The following is a 15,992-nucleotide window of genomic DNA, read 5'->3' on the forward strand; positions in this document are numbered from 1 at the left end:
GGTGCTCATACCCCGACGAGCCGCCGTCTGTTGCCGTCCCAGGTGAAGTGCAGGGTGGCGATGCCCGGAACGGCGGGGTCGCGCAGGCACTCGTAGATGTGCAGGCTCGGGACGCTGGTGAAGCAGCCCCAGACGCGTTCGGAGGTCAGCACGAAGTCCAGGTCGAGTTCGACGAGCAGGCCCAGGAGCCGGCCGTGGGTGGGCTCGTCGACCTTGGCGAACGCGTCGTCGAGCAGGATGAGCCGCGGTGCGTCGGGCGCGTGGGCGGCCAGGGACCCGAACTGGGCCGCCGCCGCGGCGAACAGCACCAGGTAGGCGACCACGCGCTGCTCGCCCTGGCTGAGGGCGGTGCGGTGGCCGAGCCGGCGCTCGCGACCGGGGTGGGCGGCGTCGGTCACATAGACGGTGAACGCGAACCAGGAGCGGTAGTCCAGGGCGGCGCGGAGCTGGGCGCCGCCGGTGGCCTCGGGGTCGAGCCGGCGGATGGCCTCGATGCAGCGCCGCAGCGCGTCGCGCAGGCGGGTGGTCTCGACCCGGGTCCGCTTGGCGGCCGGCCGGGCGAGGAGGGGGACGACGGCGCGGATGTCCTCGTCGGCGTCGGGGGCCAGCCGCCAGTCGAGCCGGACCCCCAGGCCCTGGGAGGTGGTGACGTCGCCGAGCACGTCGTTCATCGTGGAGATGAGCGCCTTGGCCTCGTCGATCTGGTGCGAGAGGTGCCCGGCGAGCTCGCCCAGGAGGTGGCGCTCGAACGCCTCCTCCTCGCGCTGGAGCGCGGCCTCCTCGGCACCGGCGATGGCCTGGTCCAGGCGCTCGGCGTAGGCGGTGATGTCGTGGGCGCCGTCGTCGTCGTGGACGGTCAGGCGTTTGACCCCCGCGGGCTCGGTGAGCTCGGTCCAGGCCCCGGCGGCGTCGCCCGCCGAGAGCATCCGGTGCAGCTCCTCGCGGCGGCGCAGGATGCCGCTGTCGTCGAGTTCGGTACCGGGCCCGGGGTCGGGGTCGAGGCCGTCCTCGACGGCGCGGAGCAGGGCGTCGAGTTCGTCGACCCGCTCGGCGAGCGAGCGGTCGTCGCCCGGATCACCGGGGTCGCCCTGGTCAGCGGCGTCGGCGGCGTCGGCGGGCGCTTCCGGGGCCGCGCCGGGGTCGCCGATGCCGGTGAGGCCGGCGGCGGCGAGCAGGGCGGGGTCGGGGCGGCCGCCGCCGTCCGCGGCCAGCATGGCGCGCAGCGCGTCGCCGGCGGCCAGGGCGCGGCCGGCCTGCTCGGCGCGTTCGAAGACGGCGGTGTCGAGCCGGGTCTCGGCGGCGACGCGGTCGTCGCGGGCCTGCTGGGCGGCCCGCTCGACCTCGGGCAGCCGCCCGGCCGCCTGCTCCATGCGGCCGCGGACCTCGCTCACGGCGGTCGCGATCTGGTCGGGGGCGGCGGCACGGGCGCGGTCGGTCAGTTCGATCTCGCGGCGCACCGTGATCATGTCGTCGATGGCGGCGCCGCGCACGTCCTCGGCCAGGACCCGTCCGGCCCGGGCCTGCTCCCACACCGCCACGCGCCGCTGGTAGCGCTCCAGGAGCACCGCCAGGGCCTCCAGGTCGCGGTAGGCGGCGGCGAACTCCACACGCAGCCGCTCCAGCGCGCCGAGGACGGCGGCGAGGTCGTCGGGGCCGGTGGGCAGGTCGTGGCGGACGGCGGGTTCGGCCAGCCCGGCGCGCAGCTCGAGGACCGTGGCGCGGGCCGAGGCGGCGGCGTCGCGGGCGGCGGCGTGCTCGCGCACGGACTCGGTCAGCCACGAGCGGGCGTTGTCGAGTGCGGCCCAGGCGCGGGTCAGGGCGGTGGGGTCGGGGATGGCGCGGACGACGGCGACGAGTTCGTCGAGCCGGCGCTCGGTGTCGGCGCGGCGCTCCTCGGCCTCGGCGAGCAGAGCCTCGGCGATGGCGATGCGGCGGTCGAGGTTGGCGAGGGTGCGGTCGGCGGCCGCGGTGCGCGCGTCGGCGCCGATGTATTCGGCGGCGGCCTTGCGGTGGGCTCCGGACGCGGCGCCCATGCGCCAGCGCCCGTCCAGGGACGCCCCGCTGGAGGGGGGCGGGACGCTGTCGCGCCGGTGGCGCGGCTCGGGCTCCTCCTCGCCGGGGGCGGGCAGCAGGGCGATGGAGCCGAGCAGAGCGGTGACGGTGCTGGTGGAGATGCCGGACTCGGAGCGGTCGACGGGGGTGAGCACCTCGAGCAGGCTGCGGCCCCTCGCGGGGCGGCCCGGGGTGAGCAGGAGGTCGCGTGTCGCGGCGTCGGCGAGCGCGCCGTCGGAGGTGATCCAGCCGGACAGCAGCCCGGCGGCCTCCAGCGCGGCTTCGAGCCCGGCGCGCTCGACCGCGCCGAGGCCGTCGGCGAAGTCCACGGCCCGGTAGAAGGGGGTGCCGGCGGAGTCGTCGCGCTCGGTGGCGGCCCATGCGGGCGGCGCGGGGGCGCCCGCGGGGCCGGCGGCCTTGCGCTCGGCGAGCTCGCCGAGTTCGGCGGCGAGTTCGCGCTCCTCCCCCACCGCGGTGTCGCGCCGGGTCCGCAGTTCGTGCAGAAGGGGGTCCACGACGCCGTGGGCCCGTTCGGCGATGCCGGCGGGCACGTCCAGGTCGAGGACGCGGAGTTCGTCGGTCAGCGGGAGTTCGACGCCGTCGTCGAGCGCGGCGAGGGAGTCGGTGATGTCGTGGTCGGCGGCCGCGGTGCGCAGCCGGGCGCTCCAGTCGCGGACCGCGGCGGCGTAGTCGGCGCTGGCGGTGCGGACGGTGTCGATCGCGGCGCGCTCGCGCTCCTTCGCGCGTTCGAGCGCGGCGTCGGCGGCCTCGGCCTCGCTGTCGAGGGACGCCTCGCGGCGCTCGGCCGCCGCGCGCGCCACCGCGCGCTCGCGCAGCTCCGCGGCCACCGCGGCGCGTTCGGCGGCCTCGGCGTCGGAGCGGCCGAGCAGGTCGTGCAGTTCGGCGAGGCGGGCGCGCAGCTCCACCACGTCGACCCCTGCGACGGGGTCGCGCTCGACGGCCTGCTCCAGTCCCTGGAGGTCGACGTGGGTGACGCTCTCGCGGGGGGCGAGGGTGGTGGGAACGGGGTGCGGGACCTGGGCCTGCGCCGCGGTCGCGACGCCGCCCGCACGGGCGGACTCGGCCAGCCGGCCGTTGAGACGGCGCAGCTCGGTCAGGGAGCGTTCGATGGCGGCGATGTCGCCCGTGAGCCCGTCCTTCGCCTGCTCCTCGGCCGCGATGGCGTAGTCGGCGGCGGCCCAGGTGGCCTCGGCGGCGCGGATGTAGGCGGCGACGGCGGCGTGGCGGGCCTGGTGCTCGTACTCGGTGGGGGCGGGGGCGGACTCGCCGGCGGTGAGCGTGTCGGCGTCGGAGGCGGCGGTGTCGCGGGTGCGGCGCAGGCGGTCGCGCTCCTCCTGCACGCCGCTCTCGACGCCCACGAGCCGGTCGAGCTCCTCGCGCAGCCGGGCGACCTCGGTGTCGCGGTCCCGGTGGGCGTCGATCTGGTCGCGGACGACGCGCGCCTGGGTGCGCAGCCTGCCGTGCAGGTAGCCGCGGTAGTCGGTGAGGAACGACGCGACCTGCTCCTTGGCGGAGGTCAGCGAGCCGAGCCGGGCGCGCGCCTCCTCCAGGTCGGAGATGTTGCGGGCCATTTCGTCGAGGACGGCGTCGTCCATGGGCGGCAGCGCCTCGGCGAGGACCGACACCAGCTCGCCCGCCTCCAGGCGCTCGCCGATGGTGGGGCGGCGCAGCCGGTAGAGGAGGTGGATGAGGTTGCGGTAGCGCACGGGGTCGTCGATGCCGAACAGCTCGCGCATGACGCGGGCGCGGTAGGAGACCGCGGCGTCGTAGCAGTTCTCCGGGCCGACCTCGGTGCGCAGCCGGTCGATGGGCATGGGGCGGTCGTCGGCGACGAGGTGCAGGTCGGTGCCGATCGCCCGGCCGGTGACGAAGAACACGCTGCGGGCGTCGGTGCCCGGCGAGGCGGTGATCGCGGCGCCGAGGGTGATCCGGGCGGGCCGTGCGCCGTCGTCGGAGGCGGCGCCGGCGGGGGTGTCGTCGTCGGCGCCGCCGCGGGTGAACTCCACCCACAGGTAGCCGAGGATCGCGGTGGCGGGTTCGGCGTCGTCCGCGCCGTCGCCGCTCCGCCCGGCGGCGTCGCCGGGGTCGGTGTCCTCACCGGTGTCGTCGCCGGGGGCGGGGGTGCGGCCGTCGAGCAGGAGCCAGCGCAGGCTGGTGCGGCTGGTGCCGGTGGTGTCGAGCCGGCGGGCGTCGCCGTCGAGGAGGAACGGCAGCAGCATCTCCAGCGCCTTGGACTTGCCGGCGCCGTTGCGCCCGCGCAGCAGCAGGCGGCCGTCGGCGAAGTGGAAGACGTGGTCGTCGTACTGCCAGACGTTCTGGATCCCGGCCCGGGTGAGCCGGTAGCGGGTGCGCAGGCCGACGGCGGTGTCGCCGCCCTCCGGCGCGGCGGCGCCGGCGTCCTCGCCGCCGGGTTCGGCGCCTGTGGCACTGCCGCCGGGTGTGCCGACGTGCTCCGCCGCGGCGGGCGCGCCCGCGCCGGCCTCCTCAGCGGGAGCGGGGGGTGTGCCGGAGGGAGCCGTGGCGGGGGCGGGTGATCCGCCGAGCCGCGGGCCGTCGAGCAGGTCGGCGGCCCGGGCCGGACGCCGTGCCGCGGACCGCGCGCCGTCGACGGACGCGGATCCGGAATCGTCCAACAGGTCGGCCCCCCGTGCGCCCGAGGGCGGGGTCGCCACCCAGCCTCCGGTACCGGCCTGCGCGCTGTTCGCCGCGCCGGCCTGTGCGGCGCTCGCCGCCCCGGGGTCGTTCGCGCCGGGGGGCGTCGAGTCCGCCGTTCGCTCGCTCGCGCTCGCGTCGGTCATCGACCGCCCTCCGCTCCGTGCCGTGCTCTGCCGCCGCTCCGGGTGGTCACCTGCCGCGGCGGTTCTGTCATTGTCCCGGATGGCGAGAGTGCCCGGGGTCGCGCCGGCGGCCGGGGGACACGGACATGCGGGCCGGCCGGCGCGGCGCCGGTGCCGCCGCGGCGGCATCCCGCACCGCCGCGCCCTGCGACAACGGACCACGGGGGAGGGAAGGCCCGCTGAACACACGCCCACCCGGGCCATCCGGTTCGACCCGTTCCGTACCCGATGCGGGCCGCCGCAGTACTCGCCCACCCCCGGAGAAACCCGGAACAACGGAACGGATGGGATCCCGGCCCGGCCGGCGGGGTCGCGGCACCGTTGCGGCGGCGTCCCGCACGTCCGGCGCCGAGAACAACGGACCACGGCGGCGAGAGCGCCCTGTGAACACGCGCACACCTCGGGTGTCCGGTTCGCCCCGTCCCGTTCCCGGCACGGGGCGCCGCCGCGCGCATGCTCCGCCGCGGAGACGCGGAACAGCGGACCGGACGAGCCCCCTGACCGGCCGGCAGGGGCTCGGCGCCACTCCCGCGCGACCCGGCACGGCCGGCCCCCGGAACGACGGACCGCCCGAGCGGACGGCCCCGCTGGACACGCGTCCGCCCGGGCCATCCGGTGCGACCCGCTCCTCTTCCCATTCCCATGCGGGTCGCCGCGGTGTGCCCGTGGCGCTGGGGGAACGGCTCGGGGCGTCGGGCCCGACAGCCGGGCGCGGACGGGGGGTGTACGGTCACTCCCGGCCCCCGGACGCGGCATCGACCGCCGCTCCGGACCCGCCGGCCGAGCCGGCGGCGCCGGCATCGGCGGTCGGCGCGTCGGCACCGTTCGCGGCGCCGTGGAAGGGGCGGCCGCCGTACCTGGCGGCGGCGGCGAGCAGCGTCCACCCCTCGTGGTCGCCGCCCTGGGTACCGGGCCCGCGCATCAGCCCGGTGTCGCGCAGCAGCCGCAGGGCGCGGGCGGCGATGTCGTCGGGGTCGGGCACATGGCTCACGGCCGCGCGGCCCCAGCGGCGCTGCGCCCCGTCGTCGATGACCGCGCGCAGTTCCCCGGCCAGCACCCCGGCCGGAACGGGGACCCCCGCGGCGGGGACGGTGCCGGGCCGCAGCAGCGCGATCAGCCGCTCCACCAAGAGCAGCGCCGCCTGTCCCGCGGGGTCCCCGCTGGGGAAGGCCACGGCGCGCTCGGCGTCGGCCTCGTCCGGCATGATCAGGGCGATGCCCTCCGCGCGGATCTCGGCGTCGCAGCCCAGCAGCTCGGCGAGCTCGGCGACCGCGCGCCACTGGTGGTGGGCCAGCCGGTCGCGCTGGCGCGGGGTGAGGTCGTCGCGGTAGACGACGGCCGTCTCGGCGAGCATGCGGCGCAGGGCGACCTCCCCGGCGAGGTCGCCCGCGGGGTCGTCGGCCTCCATGCCGCGCACGAAATCGGCGGCGTCGGCGGTGGAGTGGGGCGGGTGGGCGACCACGCGCCGCACGACCTCGGAGTGGACCGTCAGGCGGACATCGGCGCCGGAGTCGGCGGCGTGGTCGCGCAGCGCGCCCTCCGACGGTGTCACGGCCCCCCAGGAGGCCAGGTGGCCCAGCGCGGCGATGAAGGCACGCCGCTCCCCCATGCGGTCACGGGGGTCGAAGTCGAGCCCGGCCTCCACCGCGGCGGCGTGGACGTCGGCCGCCAGGCGCGACACGGTGACCGACCGCGGCGCCTCGACCAGCGCGGCCAGGCACAGTGCGAGGTGGCCGTAGGTGCGCGGGGAGAACTGGGCGCCGCTGTGCCGGGTGAGCGGCCGCGCGACCGGCCCGACCAGCCCCGTCTTCGCCAGGCGGGCGTGGTCGGCGGCGACGGTCAGGTCGTAGCCGAGGACCCGGCGGAAGCGCTGGATCAGCCAGTCGGAGTGGGACCGGACGACCGCGAAGTCGTCGGGGTGGGTGCGGGCGGTGATCAGGGGGTCGGCGAGCAGCCGCCGGGCCGCCGCCTGGCGCTCGCCGATGAGCGCGATGTCCTCATTCGACGTCAATGGTGACCTCGTCTCCTGCTCGGTGGGCTGTCGCCGGCCGCACGCCGGTCCCGGTCCGCCGTTCCGTCCGCCGGGGGCTCACGCGTGGCGCACCAGGCGGGCGCCGGACCCGGGCTCGCGCCCGGCGGTGCCCTCGCCGACCGGCGCGAACGCGGTGACCCACAGGCACAGCCCTTCCAGGGTGAGGTCGCCGCCGCTCGCGCGCATGCTGATGGTGGCCTCGGGGACGTGCCGCACGTGCAGCCGGATGCCGAGTTCGAGGTCGCCCGCCGACACCGGTGAGCGCGTGGCGTCGCCGGAGCCCAGCGCGGCGGTCAGCAGCTCCATGAGGACGTCCAGCGCGGCGCTGGACAGGTGCAGCCGGGAATCGGCCCCCGTTGGCTCGGCGAGGACGCGGCGGGCCTCCTGGGCGGCCGAGCGGCGCCAGTGGGCGGAGGACTCGGCGGCGTCGCGCAGCCGCGCCCGCTGGTCGCCGTGGAAGCGCACCGGGGCGGCGGGCAGCGCGCTGCTCAGCCGGGCGGCGGCGGTGTGCGCCAAGGGCGCGTCCCACCAGCTCGTGGTGGCCGCGACGGACTCCTCCTCGCCGGCGCCCCCGAGGTGGGTGGCGGCGTGCATGCCGAACGCGGCGGTGAAGATCGCGTGGGCGGTGGCGTCGTCCGCCGCCTCGAACCATCCGGCCAGGCGCAGCAGCGCGGCGCGGCCGTGCCGGGGCACCGGGCCCTCGGTGTCGGACTGCGGTTCGCGGCCGGTCCCCGCGGCGGGGGCGGGCCGCTGGCCGTGCACGGCCGACCGCCCTCGCGCTGTCGCGTCGGCGAGGGGCGGCGGCACCTGGTTCGCTGAGTCACCCACAACTCAGCAGACTAAAGACCCCGGGCCGCTGCCGCGCCCAAAACCCGGTTCTCCGAGGCCGCACCGCGCCGTAGAAGTAACGCTTGACCTGCGATTGGACGATCGACCGTATTTCTTGGCGGCCCGTATCGGTGAGATGGCCGACTCCGCTCCCGGACCGCGTTCAGAGCCCGCGCCCGGCACCCCCCCGGGCACCGGCCCCAACGGCCCATTGGCGGCCGCGCACCGCGACAGCCACCCGCGCAGTTCACTCCGCCGGGCACGGCGCCCTGCGGGGACGCACCGGTTAGGACGCGAGATCCCGCCGCCCAGCGGCACGCCGGAGCTCCCCCGGCGGCACGGGATCGAGCGTGGGGACGACGCGGGCGCCCTGGCCGCGGGAACCGACCGGAACGGACGCGTCCGGGCGCCCGCGGGATCCGGCGGAGGCAGTGGAATCAATCGCGGACCGGCACACCCACGCCGCCGGGGACGTCGGCCCGGTTCCCGGGACCGGACGGCCGCGCGCACGGCACCCGCGCCGCCGTCGTCGGCCTCCGGCGCACGACCGGCCGCGAAGCGCCGTCCGACGCGGTACGCGTCCCCACCGGCCCGACCGGCACGCGGTGGCGGCGCGTGCGGCCCTACGGGGAAGTCCGGTGGCCCCGAACACGAGGCTCCGCGCGCGAGCACGCGCCGCCGCAAGCGCGCGCCGAGGGGGCGCGTGGTCCCTTGTCCCGGCGGAGTGACCGGCACGGCCCACGACGTGATCGGCGTGCTCCGGCTGCCCGCCCTCGGCGGCGCGGCCGTGGTGGCCCGCGGTCCCGGGTCACTGGGAGGTGGGCAGCATCAGGCGGCCCTGGTCGGCCTCCGTCATACGCTCCCGCATGTCGTCCGGGAGGTCCCCGCTGTCGGTGACCTCGTAGGTGGTGAAGTACTCCGTGCCCTCGACGTCCTGCGGGTCCTTCAGCTCCACGACGACCTCGTAGGGCCGGTCCTGGCAGTCGGGCAGGCACCAGGAGCCCGTGAGCCGGCCCCGGGCCTCGGCGGAGTCGGCGCTCCACGACCGCCACGTCAGTCCGGTGAAGCTGGTGAACTCCGACGCGGTGAGGCCCGCCGGTTCCCGGGTGGGGCCGCCGGCCTCGTCGCCGTAGGTGTTGTAGACGAAGACCTCGCTGCCCGACGACGGGGACTCCTCGGGTGGGGCCGACGCGGTCTCCCCGTCCTCCTGTTCGGGGGGTGACGGGCGCGACGTGCCGCCGGCGGGCGGTCCGCCCTCGGCGCCCGCGCACCCTGCCACGAGTACGAGGGGGCTCAGGAGTGCTATCACGGCAGCGGACGTCGTTCTCATGCGTCCTCCAAGATCCCCACCGGCCCGGCCGGCGGCGCCCGGTGTCACTGTGTGCGCCAGCCTACGCACGGTGCGCGACCGGCGCCGAACGCGCCGCGCCCGGCCCTGGAGCGGGGAGCCCACCAAGCCAATCGGGACAGGGCGCGGCGCATCCGGGGCCTCGGACGCACCTTCGCCGCCCCTGGACGGTCGCCCGGGGGCCTGACAGGGAGCCCCGCCCGGCGCCCTGCCGCCGGGCGGGGCTCGGGCGGGAAGCGCACGGCCGCGCGGCCGATGCGGCGGGGCGAGGTGTGGGGCGAGCCGCCATCGACCAAACAAGCGCTTGGCTGTTATATATGGGGGATGAGCGCCACTCGCCTGCCGGCCGTGGACGGCTGGTTCGCCTCCGGGCCCGGCGGACCCCATCTCATCGGCACCCGCTGCACCGCCTGCGCGACCGTGCACTTCCCGCCCGAGCCCCGCTTCTGCCGAAATCCGCGGTGCGCGGGCGGCGAACTCCCCGAGATCCCGCTGTCGCGCCGGGGCCGGGTCTGGTCCTACACCGACTGCCGCTATCCGCCGCCCCCGCCGTTCGTCTCCCCCGGCCCCTTCGTCCCCTTCACCCTCGCCGCCGTGGAACTGGCCGCCGAGCGCATCGTCGTGCTGGGCCGGGTCGCCCCCGGGACGACCACCGCGGACCTCAGCGTGGGATGCGAGATGGAACTCGTGGAGGGCACCCTTCCCGCGGCCCCCGCGCCTTCAGCGGATCCCGCCGGCCCGCCCGCTCCCGCGGTCCACACCGTCTGGAACTGGCGCCCCGTCCCCGGTCCCACCGGGAGCGCGGAATGAGCGAAGACGGGGTCGTCATCATCGGCACCGGGATGCACCCCTGGGGCAAATGGGGGCGCGACTTCACCGAATACGGCGTGGCGGCCGCGCGGGCCGCCCTCGCCGACGCCGGGGTCGACCGCACCGACATCGGCTTCCTGGCCGGCGCCGGGACCATCCGCAACGGCTACCCCGGGTTCGTCGCGGGCGCCGCCATAGCCCGGGCCCTGGGCTGGTCCGGCGAGCGGGTCACCACCTCCTACGCCGCCTGCGCGAGCGGGGCACACGCGATCGGGGCGGCCCGGGCGCAGATCCTGGCCGGCCTGTGCGACATCGCGCTCGTCGTGGGCGCCGACTCCGCGCCGAAGGGGTTCTTCGCGCCCGTCGGGGGCGAGCGCCCCGGCGACCCCGACTGGCTGCGGTTCCGGGTCCTGGGCGCGACCAACCCCGTCTACTTCGCGCTGGCCGCCCGCCGGCGCATGGCGGTGCGCGGCGCCAAAGCGGCGGACTTCGCCGCGGTGAAGGTGAAGAACAGCCGGCACGGCGCGGCCAACCCGCACGCCCGCTATCGGGCCGAGGTCACCGCGGAGCAGGTGCTGGCGTCGCCCGTTGTGGCCGACCCCTTGCGCCTGCTCGACATCTGCGCCACGAGCGACGGCGCGGCGGCCGTCGTCCTCACCGGGCGCGACCGCGCCCGCCGCCTCGGCCGCGAGGGGGTGGGCCTGGCCGCCGTCGCGACGGTCTCCCCGCGCTTCCCCGAGCCCGACCTCGCGATGCCGGACTTCGCCACCGACTCCCGCATCGCGGCCGAACCCCCTGACGTGCCGTTCCGCGCCGCCGTGGCCCGGGCCGCCTACGAGGAGGCCGGGGTGGGGCCGGGGGACCTCGACCTCGCGGAGGTCTACGACCTGTCCACGGCGATGGAACTGGACTGGTACGAGGACATCGGGCTGTGCCCGCCGGGCGGAGCCGAGGCGCTGCTGCACGACGGGGCGACCGCCATCGGCGGCCGGATCCCCGTGAACCCGAGCGGAGGGCTGGCGAGCTTCGGCGAGGCGGTGCCCGCCCAGGCCATCGCCCAGGTCTGCGAATTGGCACGGCAGGTGGGCGGTCGGGCCGGGCCGCGGCAGATCGAGGGGGCCAGGGTCGGGATCGCGGTCAACCAGGGGCTCTTCGGCCACGGTTCGGCGGTGGTCGTGCGCGGCTGACGCCGCCCCCGGGCACTCCGCTCACAAAGGGAATCCCCCGGCCCCGTGCGCTGCACGGAACCGGGGGATCCGAACCCCTGGGTCGGTCGGGGTGGCCTGACGCCTCCGGGGCGACCACCGGTCACACCCGACCGGTTCTACACCTTCCGCACCCCAGCGGGACGTCGCCGTCCGGTCGTCACCGGGAGGCGGTGCCTCCGCCGGGGTTCACCGACTAGTCGTCGAGGTTGGTGGAAATCGGGCCGTTCACGCAGTCGCCGGTGGTCTGCGGCGACAGGACCGGAACGGTGATCGCCAGCACGCCGACGTTCGCGTTGCACACCGAGACCGGGATGGCCTGCAGGTTCTGGTTGTACTGCTGGTCACCGTCGTGGTGGCCGCCGCTCGCGTGAGCAGGGGCGGCGAGAACGACGGCGCTGAGTGCCGCACCGGCGATGAGGCCGGCGGCTCCGAGCTTGCGCAGCATCTTCATTTCTCCTAGTCGACGTTGGTGCTGATCGGGCCGTTGACGCAGTCGCCGGTGGTCTGCGGCGACAGGACCGGAACGGTGATCGCCAGCACCGAAACGTTCGGGTTGCACAGCTGAATCGGGATCAGCTGGAGGTTCTGGTTGAACTGCTGGTCGCCCCCATGGTGACCGTGGTCACTCGCCATGACGGGCGTACCGGACATGACGACACCAATGGCGGCGCCGGCAACGAGACCTGCGATACCCAGCTTGCGCAGCATCTGGATTCCTTTCTAGGCGAAAAGCCGAAAACGGACTCGCGTGCGAGACCGACGGCTAGTCGACGTTGGTGTGGATCGGACCATTCACGCAGTCGCCCGTGGTCTGCGGGGACAGGATCGGAATGGTGATGGCCGCCACACCAATGTTGGCGTTGCACACCTGGATCGGAACGAGCTGCAGGTTCTGGTTGAACTGCTGGTCGCCCCCGTGGTGGCCGCTTGCCTGGGCCGGAGAGGCCATGAGCACGGCGCCCATCGCGGCAGCGGCGATCAGGCCCGCAGCGGTCAGCTTCTTCATGTGATTCCCCCGAACAATTAAACGAGGCTGAAAAAACGCCCGCAGGCGTCCTGGTCGCGGTGGACGTGGCAATCATCGACCGCCGGGGCGATTTTTGTCAACGCCAAAAAGCAAGAAATCCAAATGTCCAGTTCGACCTACTAGGAGATCATTGATCGTTGATCCACCTAAATGGCCGCATGTAAATTTACCCGCCCTTCGGAATTGCTGGGCGTGTACTTTGATGTCCTTTTTGCCGGGGGTCCGCTCTTTTTCCCTGACAGGTCCGCACAAAAGGCCGCACTCGGAGTCGCAATGACGACGCAACGGGGGCGCGCGGGAATGCGCACGGCAGGACGGAGGAAAGGGGCGGCGACGCGGCCGGTCCACCCCGGACACCCTCGGGACGGGGATCACCCGGTTACGGGCAGGCTCAAATCACCCGGGCGGCCCCCGCGGTCACCCGGTCGCGACGACGACACCGAGGCGCCGCGCACGGCACAAGGGCACACGGACACGGAGACGGAGCACGGACGCGGCCGTGGCGGCGGGGCGCGACGGCGCGCCGCGAGCACGGCGGGACCGGCTCCGGGACGGCCGCACCGGCCGCACCCGTCCGACCCGGAAGGGAGATTCCGAGCGTAACGCAGCGATCACCGGCAGTGTCGATCTTCCGCCGGAATCCCCCGCGGATGAGACCTCCCCGAGACCCGCCCCGGCGCCTCCGGACGGCGCCGGATCCGGGCGGAACCCGAATCGGTATCGCGAGCACCGGCCCGGACCTCCTCGCGTTTCTCCTCACCCCCGAACGCGATACACGAACGATTCGGTTCACGGGTATAGGTGAAACTTTTCTTCGCCCAGCGCCATCCAGTTCAGCGATGATGTGTGATGGCTCACAGCATTTTGATTTGGGGGGACCCTGGGAGAGTCCGTTTTAATGGCGGGCAACCGCACATGCGAATGCGATCCGGGCGCCACGGGGCGCGGATCAGTGCGGACGCGGCGGTCGACAGGCGGCGCTGAGGCAGCGCATACGCATGAGCGCCGGTCCGGTGGCGACCCCGCTCGGCCACCCGGCGGGCCACGCGTTGAGGGCGTTGTCGCGCCTTCCCGGATCGCGCCCGGCCGTCGGCCATGAAAATTCGAAATCCCCAGAAACAGTGGAGGATTCATGACGTCTTGGCGTACGCGCATTTCCGTCGGTCTCGCCATCGGTGCCGCGGCCATCAGCGTTCCGCTGTCCGCCGGCGCCGCATACGCCGCCGACGGGGTGGTGGCCGGGGGCGGCTACGACTCGAAGGCCGAGTGCGACGCGGACGGGCGCGACTACATCACGCACGACTACCACGACTACACCGAGTTCAAGTGCGAGGCGGACGGCGGTTCGTGGCGAATGCTGGTGCGCTAGCCACGCACATCCGGCGGTGCCGCCACTCGTGTGAATCCCCTGCCCCGGTGCGACACCGGGACAGGGGATTGCCCGCTTCCCGGCCCCCGGAGGTGCCGCGGGCTTCGCCGCCCCGACCCGGGGAACACGAACGCCCCCTGGCGGTGTGCATACCGACCAGAGGGCGTTCTTCGTGTGGCAGGTGTAGGGTTCGAACCTACGTAGGCTGAGCCGGCGGATTTACAGTCCGCTCCCTTTGGCCACTCGGGCAACCTGCCTGGAGTGCGGCGGCCTCTCGGCCGCGGCGCATGCATGAGGATAGCGGATATCCGGCGCGGACACGAAATCGATAACGGCGGGCCGCTCGACGGCGCCGTGTCCGCGGGGCCGGACACCGCCCGGCTAAGCTCGTGTGCTGCCGCAGACGGCGCGCCCCGCGGCGGGCCGGCTGCCCTGACCACCCCGTCCTGTGAGATTGAGAGCGCACGTGGCCGCTGAATCCAGTTTCGACGTCGTATCCAAGCTCGACCGGCAAGAGGTCGACAACGCGCTGAACCAGGCGGCAAAGGAGCTGTCCCAGCGCTTCGACTTCAAGGGGACCGGCGCCGGCATCTCGTGGTCGGGCGACCAGGGCGTGGAGATCCGCGCCAACTCCGAGGAGCGCGTCAAAGCGGCCCTCGACGTGTTCAAGCAGAAGCTGGTCGCGCGGAAGGTGTCGCTCAAGGTCCTCGACACCGACGACGAGCCGAAGCCCTCGGGCAAGGAGTACCGGCTGCCGATCTCCCTCAAGGAGGGGATCGCCTCGGACGACGCCAAGAAGATCTCCAAGATCATCCGCGACGAGGGCCCCAAGGGCGTCAAGGCCCAGATCCAGGGCGAGGAGCTGCGGGTCAGCTCCAAGAAGAAGGACGACCTCCAGTCCGTCATGACCCTGCTCAAGGACAAGGACCTCGACCTCGCCCTGCAGTTCGTCAACTACCGCTGAGGCTCCGTGAACCGCCGCTGAGGCGACGACGCGGGCGAAGCGCCGGGGGCCGTGCCGACCGCACGGGCTCCTGCGCTTCGTCGTCGTCGGCGATGCCCCGCCGCTCGGCGCCCCGCGTCACGCATACGGGAGGCGGGCGGCCGGGCGGCATGCGGCCCCGGGCGTCCGTGCCGCCCCTGCCAGCCCGTGCCGTCGGCGGGTCAGGGAATCTCCCATTCCGCCGCCTGCGCGCGCAGGCGGCGGATGCGCTCCGCGGTGGGGGGATGGGCGGAGAAAAGCCGGCCCATGCCGCGGTCGGGGAACGGGTGGGCGATCATCAGGTGCGCCGATGCCAGCAGCGGCCGTTCGGCGGGCAGCGGATGGATGCGGATGCCGACCTCGATCCGGCGCAGGGCGCTCGCCAGGCCGATCGGGTCGCCGGTGAGCCGCGCGGCGTCGGCGTCGGCCCGGTGTTCGCGCGCCCGGCTCACCCCGAGGTGGATCACCGCCGCCGCGATCGGGCCGAGCACCAGGAACAGCAGCTCGCTCAGCAGGCCGGGGCCGTCATCGTCGTCGGAGTCGCCGAAGGGCAGCAGCAGCGCGAGCGCGGTCAGGGAGCCGATGATCGCGGCCACGGTCGCGGCGACCGAGCACACCAGGGTGTCGCGGCGCCGCACGTGGGCGAGTTCGTGGGCGATGACGGCGCGCAGTTCGCGCTCGCTGAGGAGGCGCAGCAGGCCGGTCGTGCAGCAGATGACCGCCGAACGGGGGCTATGGCCGGTGGCGAAGGCGTTGGGCGAGGCCGTGGGCGACAGGTACACCTTGGGCATGGGCTGGCGGGCCTCGGTGGCGAGCTCGCGGACGATCCGGTAGAGCACCGGCTGCTCGATCTCGCTGATCGGCCGGGCCCGCATCGCGCGCAGCGCGGCGGTGGAGCCGTAGAAGTACACCAGGCCGTTGATCGCCACTGCGACGACCAGCCCGAACTGGAGGCCCTTGGTCCCGGCGAAGGCCCATCCGGCGAGGACGGCCACCCCCGAGAGCCCCGCGAGCAGGGCCGCGGCACGGAACGCGTTGCGGTGCACGGCGACTCCCGGCCTCCTTCCCATCCCTGGCCCCCTCCAGGCCGGTCACTCAGTCGAACGCGCGGATCGGGGTGTTGCGTTCCCGACGGGCCCCGCTGGTCGGCGGGACCGCGCGGCGCACCGACCAGCGGGGCCCGTCCCCGCCGGCGCCGGTGTGACACATCCCCCACCCGCCGCCGGTGCCGCCGACCGCGACGACCTATAGTGCGAGAGTGGCTGTCATCACGTTGATCACCACACCGGGGGCATTGCTCGTGATCCGACGACATGTGGACCTCGCCCGCACCGCCAGCGCGCTGTGTCGGGCCCGGCCCTGACCACACGCACGCTCCGCCGCCGCACGGGTCCCCGCGGCCCGCTCCGGTGCCCCCGGCGGACGAGGCGCCCCCCTACCCCTCCGGCTTCCCGGGCACGCCCGATGTACGCCCCCGG

Annotated in this window: 13 protein-coding genes and 1 tRNA gene; 5 read left to right on the top strand and 9 right to left on the bottom strand. The window is 74.8% G+C overall.

All coding sequences use genetic code 11. The features are described from left to right. Positions 1 to 5: 5 nt before the first annotated feature. The 4 genes from ACFO4E_RS25470 to ACFO4E_RS25485 all read right to left on the bottom strand — a co-directional run bounded on the left by ACFO4E_RS25470 (position 6) and on the right by ACFO4E_RS25485 (position 9,100). Positions 6 to 4,871, bottom strand: coding sequence for an SbcC/MukB-like Walker B domain-containing protein (locus tag ACFO4E_RS25470; protein ID WP_378578969.1), 4,866 nt, complete (start codon positions 4,869 to 4,871; stop codon positions 6 to 8). Positions 4,872 to 5,640: 769 nt separating this feature from the next. Continuing rightward, positions 5,641 to 6,921 carry a TIGR02678 family protein gene (locus ACFO4E_RS25475; protein ID WP_378578970.1) on the bottom strand — a complete coding sequence of 427 codons (1,281 nt, stop codon included), beginning with the start codon at positions 6,919 to 6,921 and terminating at the stop codon, positions 5,641 to 5,643. Between the two features lie 78 nt (positions 6,922 to 6,999). Then, on the bottom strand, positions 7,000 to 7,770 hold the full coding sequence (locus ACFO4E_RS25480) for a DUF2397 family protein (protein ID WP_378578971.1): 771 nt from the start codon (positions 7,768 to 7,770) through the stop codon (positions 7,000 to 7,002). An 808-nt stretch (positions 7,771 to 8,578) separates the two neighbouring features. Further along, entirely contained in the window at positions 8,579 to 9,100 is a 522-nt protein-coding gene (locus ACFO4E_RS25485; protein ID WP_378578972.1) for a hypothetical protein, read from the bottom strand. A gap of 342 nt (positions 9,101 to 9,442) precedes the next feature. Between ACFO4E_RS25485 and ACFO4E_RS25490 the strand changes: the two genes are divergently transcribed. Beyond that, on the top strand, positions 9,443 to 9,928 hold the full coding sequence (locus tag ACFO4E_RS25490; RefSeq protein WP_378578973.1) for a Zn-ribbon domain-containing OB-fold protein: 486 nt from the start codon (positions 9,443 to 9,445) through the stop codon (positions 9,926 to 9,928). Continuing rightward, positions 9,925 to 11,115, top strand: a complete 1,191-nt coding sequence (locus ACFO4E_RS25495; protein ID WP_378578974.1) for a lipid-transfer protein — start codon at positions 9,925 to 9,927, stop codon at positions 11,113 to 11,115. Before ACFO4E_RS25490 ends, ACFO4E_RS25495 begins: the two co-directional genes overlap by 4 nt. A 214-nt stretch (positions 11,116 to 11,329) precedes the next feature. On the opposite strand, the gene ACFO4E_RS25500 is transcribed toward ACFO4E_RS25495, so the two are convergent. From ACFO4E_RS25500 to ACFO4E_RS25510, 3 genes are read right to left on the bottom strand one after another with little or no spacing between them, the layout of a single operon-like run. After that, positions 11,330 to 11,581 (bottom strand): hypothetical protein, encoded by a 252-nt coding sequence (locus ACFO4E_RS25500; RefSeq protein ID WP_378578976.1) that lies wholly within the window; start codon positions 11,579 to 11,581, stop codon positions 11,330 to 11,332. 11 nt (positions 11,582 to 11,592) lie between these two features. Beyond that, on the bottom strand, positions 11,593 to 11,844 hold the full coding sequence (locus tag ACFO4E_RS25505) for a hypothetical protein (RefSeq protein WP_378578977.1): 252 nt from the start codon (positions 11,842 to 11,844) through the stop codon (positions 11,593 to 11,595). Positions 11,845 to 11,899: 55 nt separating this feature from the next. Continuing rightward, the gene (locus ACFO4E_RS25510) at positions 11,900 to 12,142 is read right to left on the bottom strand and encodes a hypothetical protein (protein ID WP_378578978.1); all 243 of its coding nucleotides are present in this window, start codon (positions 12,140 to 12,142) and stop codon (positions 11,900 to 11,902) included. 1,153 nt (positions 12,143 to 13,295) lie between these two features. Between ACFO4E_RS25510 and ACFO4E_RS25515 the strand changes: the two genes are divergently transcribed. Beyond that, positions 13,296 to 13,532 (top strand): hypothetical protein, encoded by a 237-nt coding sequence (locus tag ACFO4E_RS25515; protein ID WP_378578979.1) that lies wholly within the window; start codon positions 13,296 to 13,298, stop codon positions 13,530 to 13,532. Positions 13,533 to 13,707: 175 nt separating this feature from the next. Here ACFO4E_RS25515 and ACFO4E_RS25520 read toward each other — a convergent pair. Then, positions 13,708 to 13,789: transfer RNA gene (locus ACFO4E_RS25520), tRNA-Tyr, on the bottom strand. 209 nt (positions 13,790 to 13,998) lie between these two features. Between ACFO4E_RS25520 and ACFO4E_RS25525 the strand changes: the two genes are divergently transcribed. Beyond that, positions 13,999 to 14,496: a YajQ family cyclic di-GMP-binding protein gene (locus ACFO4E_RS25525; protein WP_378578980.1), complete on the top strand. Its 498-nt coding sequence runs from the start codon at positions 13,999 to 14,001 to the stop codon at positions 14,494 to 14,496. A 200-nt stretch (positions 14,497 to 14,696) separates the two neighbouring features. On the opposite strand, the gene ACFO4E_RS25530 is transcribed toward ACFO4E_RS25525, so the two are convergent. Then, positions 14,697 to 15,560, bottom strand: a complete 864-nt coding sequence (locus tag ACFO4E_RS25530; RefSeq protein WP_378578981.1) for a M48 family metalloprotease — start codon at positions 15,558 to 15,560, stop codon at positions 14,697 to 14,699. A gap of 212 nt (positions 15,561 to 15,772) precedes the next feature. On the opposite strand from ACFO4E_RS25530, the gene ACFO4E_RS25535 reads away from it, so the two are divergent. Further along, positions 15,773 to 15,877, top strand: coding sequence for a putative leader peptide (locus ACFO4E_RS25535; RefSeq protein WP_378578982.1), 105 nt, complete (start codon positions 15,773 to 15,775; stop codon positions 15,875 to 15,877). Positions 15,878 to 15,992: the final 115 nt, after the last annotated feature.

The organism is Nocardiopsis mangrovi (genome assembly GCF_042653925.1).
In the GTDB taxonomy this organism is placed as follows: domain Bacteria; phylum Actinomycetota; class Actinomycetes; order Streptosporangiales; family Streptosporangiaceae; genus Nocardiopsis_B; species Nocardiopsis_B mangrovi.

What these genes read in the sequence shown, in the direction of transcription:
- ACFO4E_RS25515 (WP_378578979.1), top strand. Translation starts at nt 13,296, where the DNA reads ATGACGTCTTGGCGTACGCGCATTTCCGTCGGTCTCGCCATCGGTGCC.
- ACFO4E_RS25505 (WP_378578977.1), bottom strand. Translation starts at nt 11,844, where the DNA reads ATGCTGCGCAAGCTGGGTATCGCAGGTCTCGTTGCCGGCGCCGCCATT.
- ACFO4E_RS25470 (WP_378578969.1), bottom strand. Translation starts at nt 4,871, where the DNA reads ATGACCGACGCGAGCGCGAGCGAGCGAACGGCGGACTCGACGCCCCCC.
- ACFO4E_RS25495 (WP_378578974.1), top strand. Translation starts at nt 9,925, where the DNA reads ATGAGCGAAGACGGGGTCGTCATCATCGGCACCGGGATGCACCCCTGG.
- ACFO4E_RS25510 (WP_378578978.1), bottom strand. Translation starts at nt 12,142, where the DNA reads ATGAAGAAGCTGACCGCTGCGGGCCTGATCGCCGCTGCCGCGATGGGC.
- ACFO4E_RS25500 (WP_378578976.1), bottom strand. Translation starts at nt 11,581, where the DNA reads ATGCTGCGCAAGCTCGGAGCCGCCGGCCTCATCGCCGGTGCGGCACTC.
- ACFO4E_RS25490 (WP_378578973.1), top strand. Translation starts at nt 9,443, where the DNA reads ATGAGCGCCACTCGCCTGCCGGCCGTGGACGGCTGGTTCGCCTCCGGG.
- ACFO4E_RS25485 (WP_378578972.1), bottom strand. Translation starts at nt 9,100, where the DNA reads ATGAGAACGACGTCCGCTGCCGTGATAGCACTCCTGAGCCCCCTCGTA.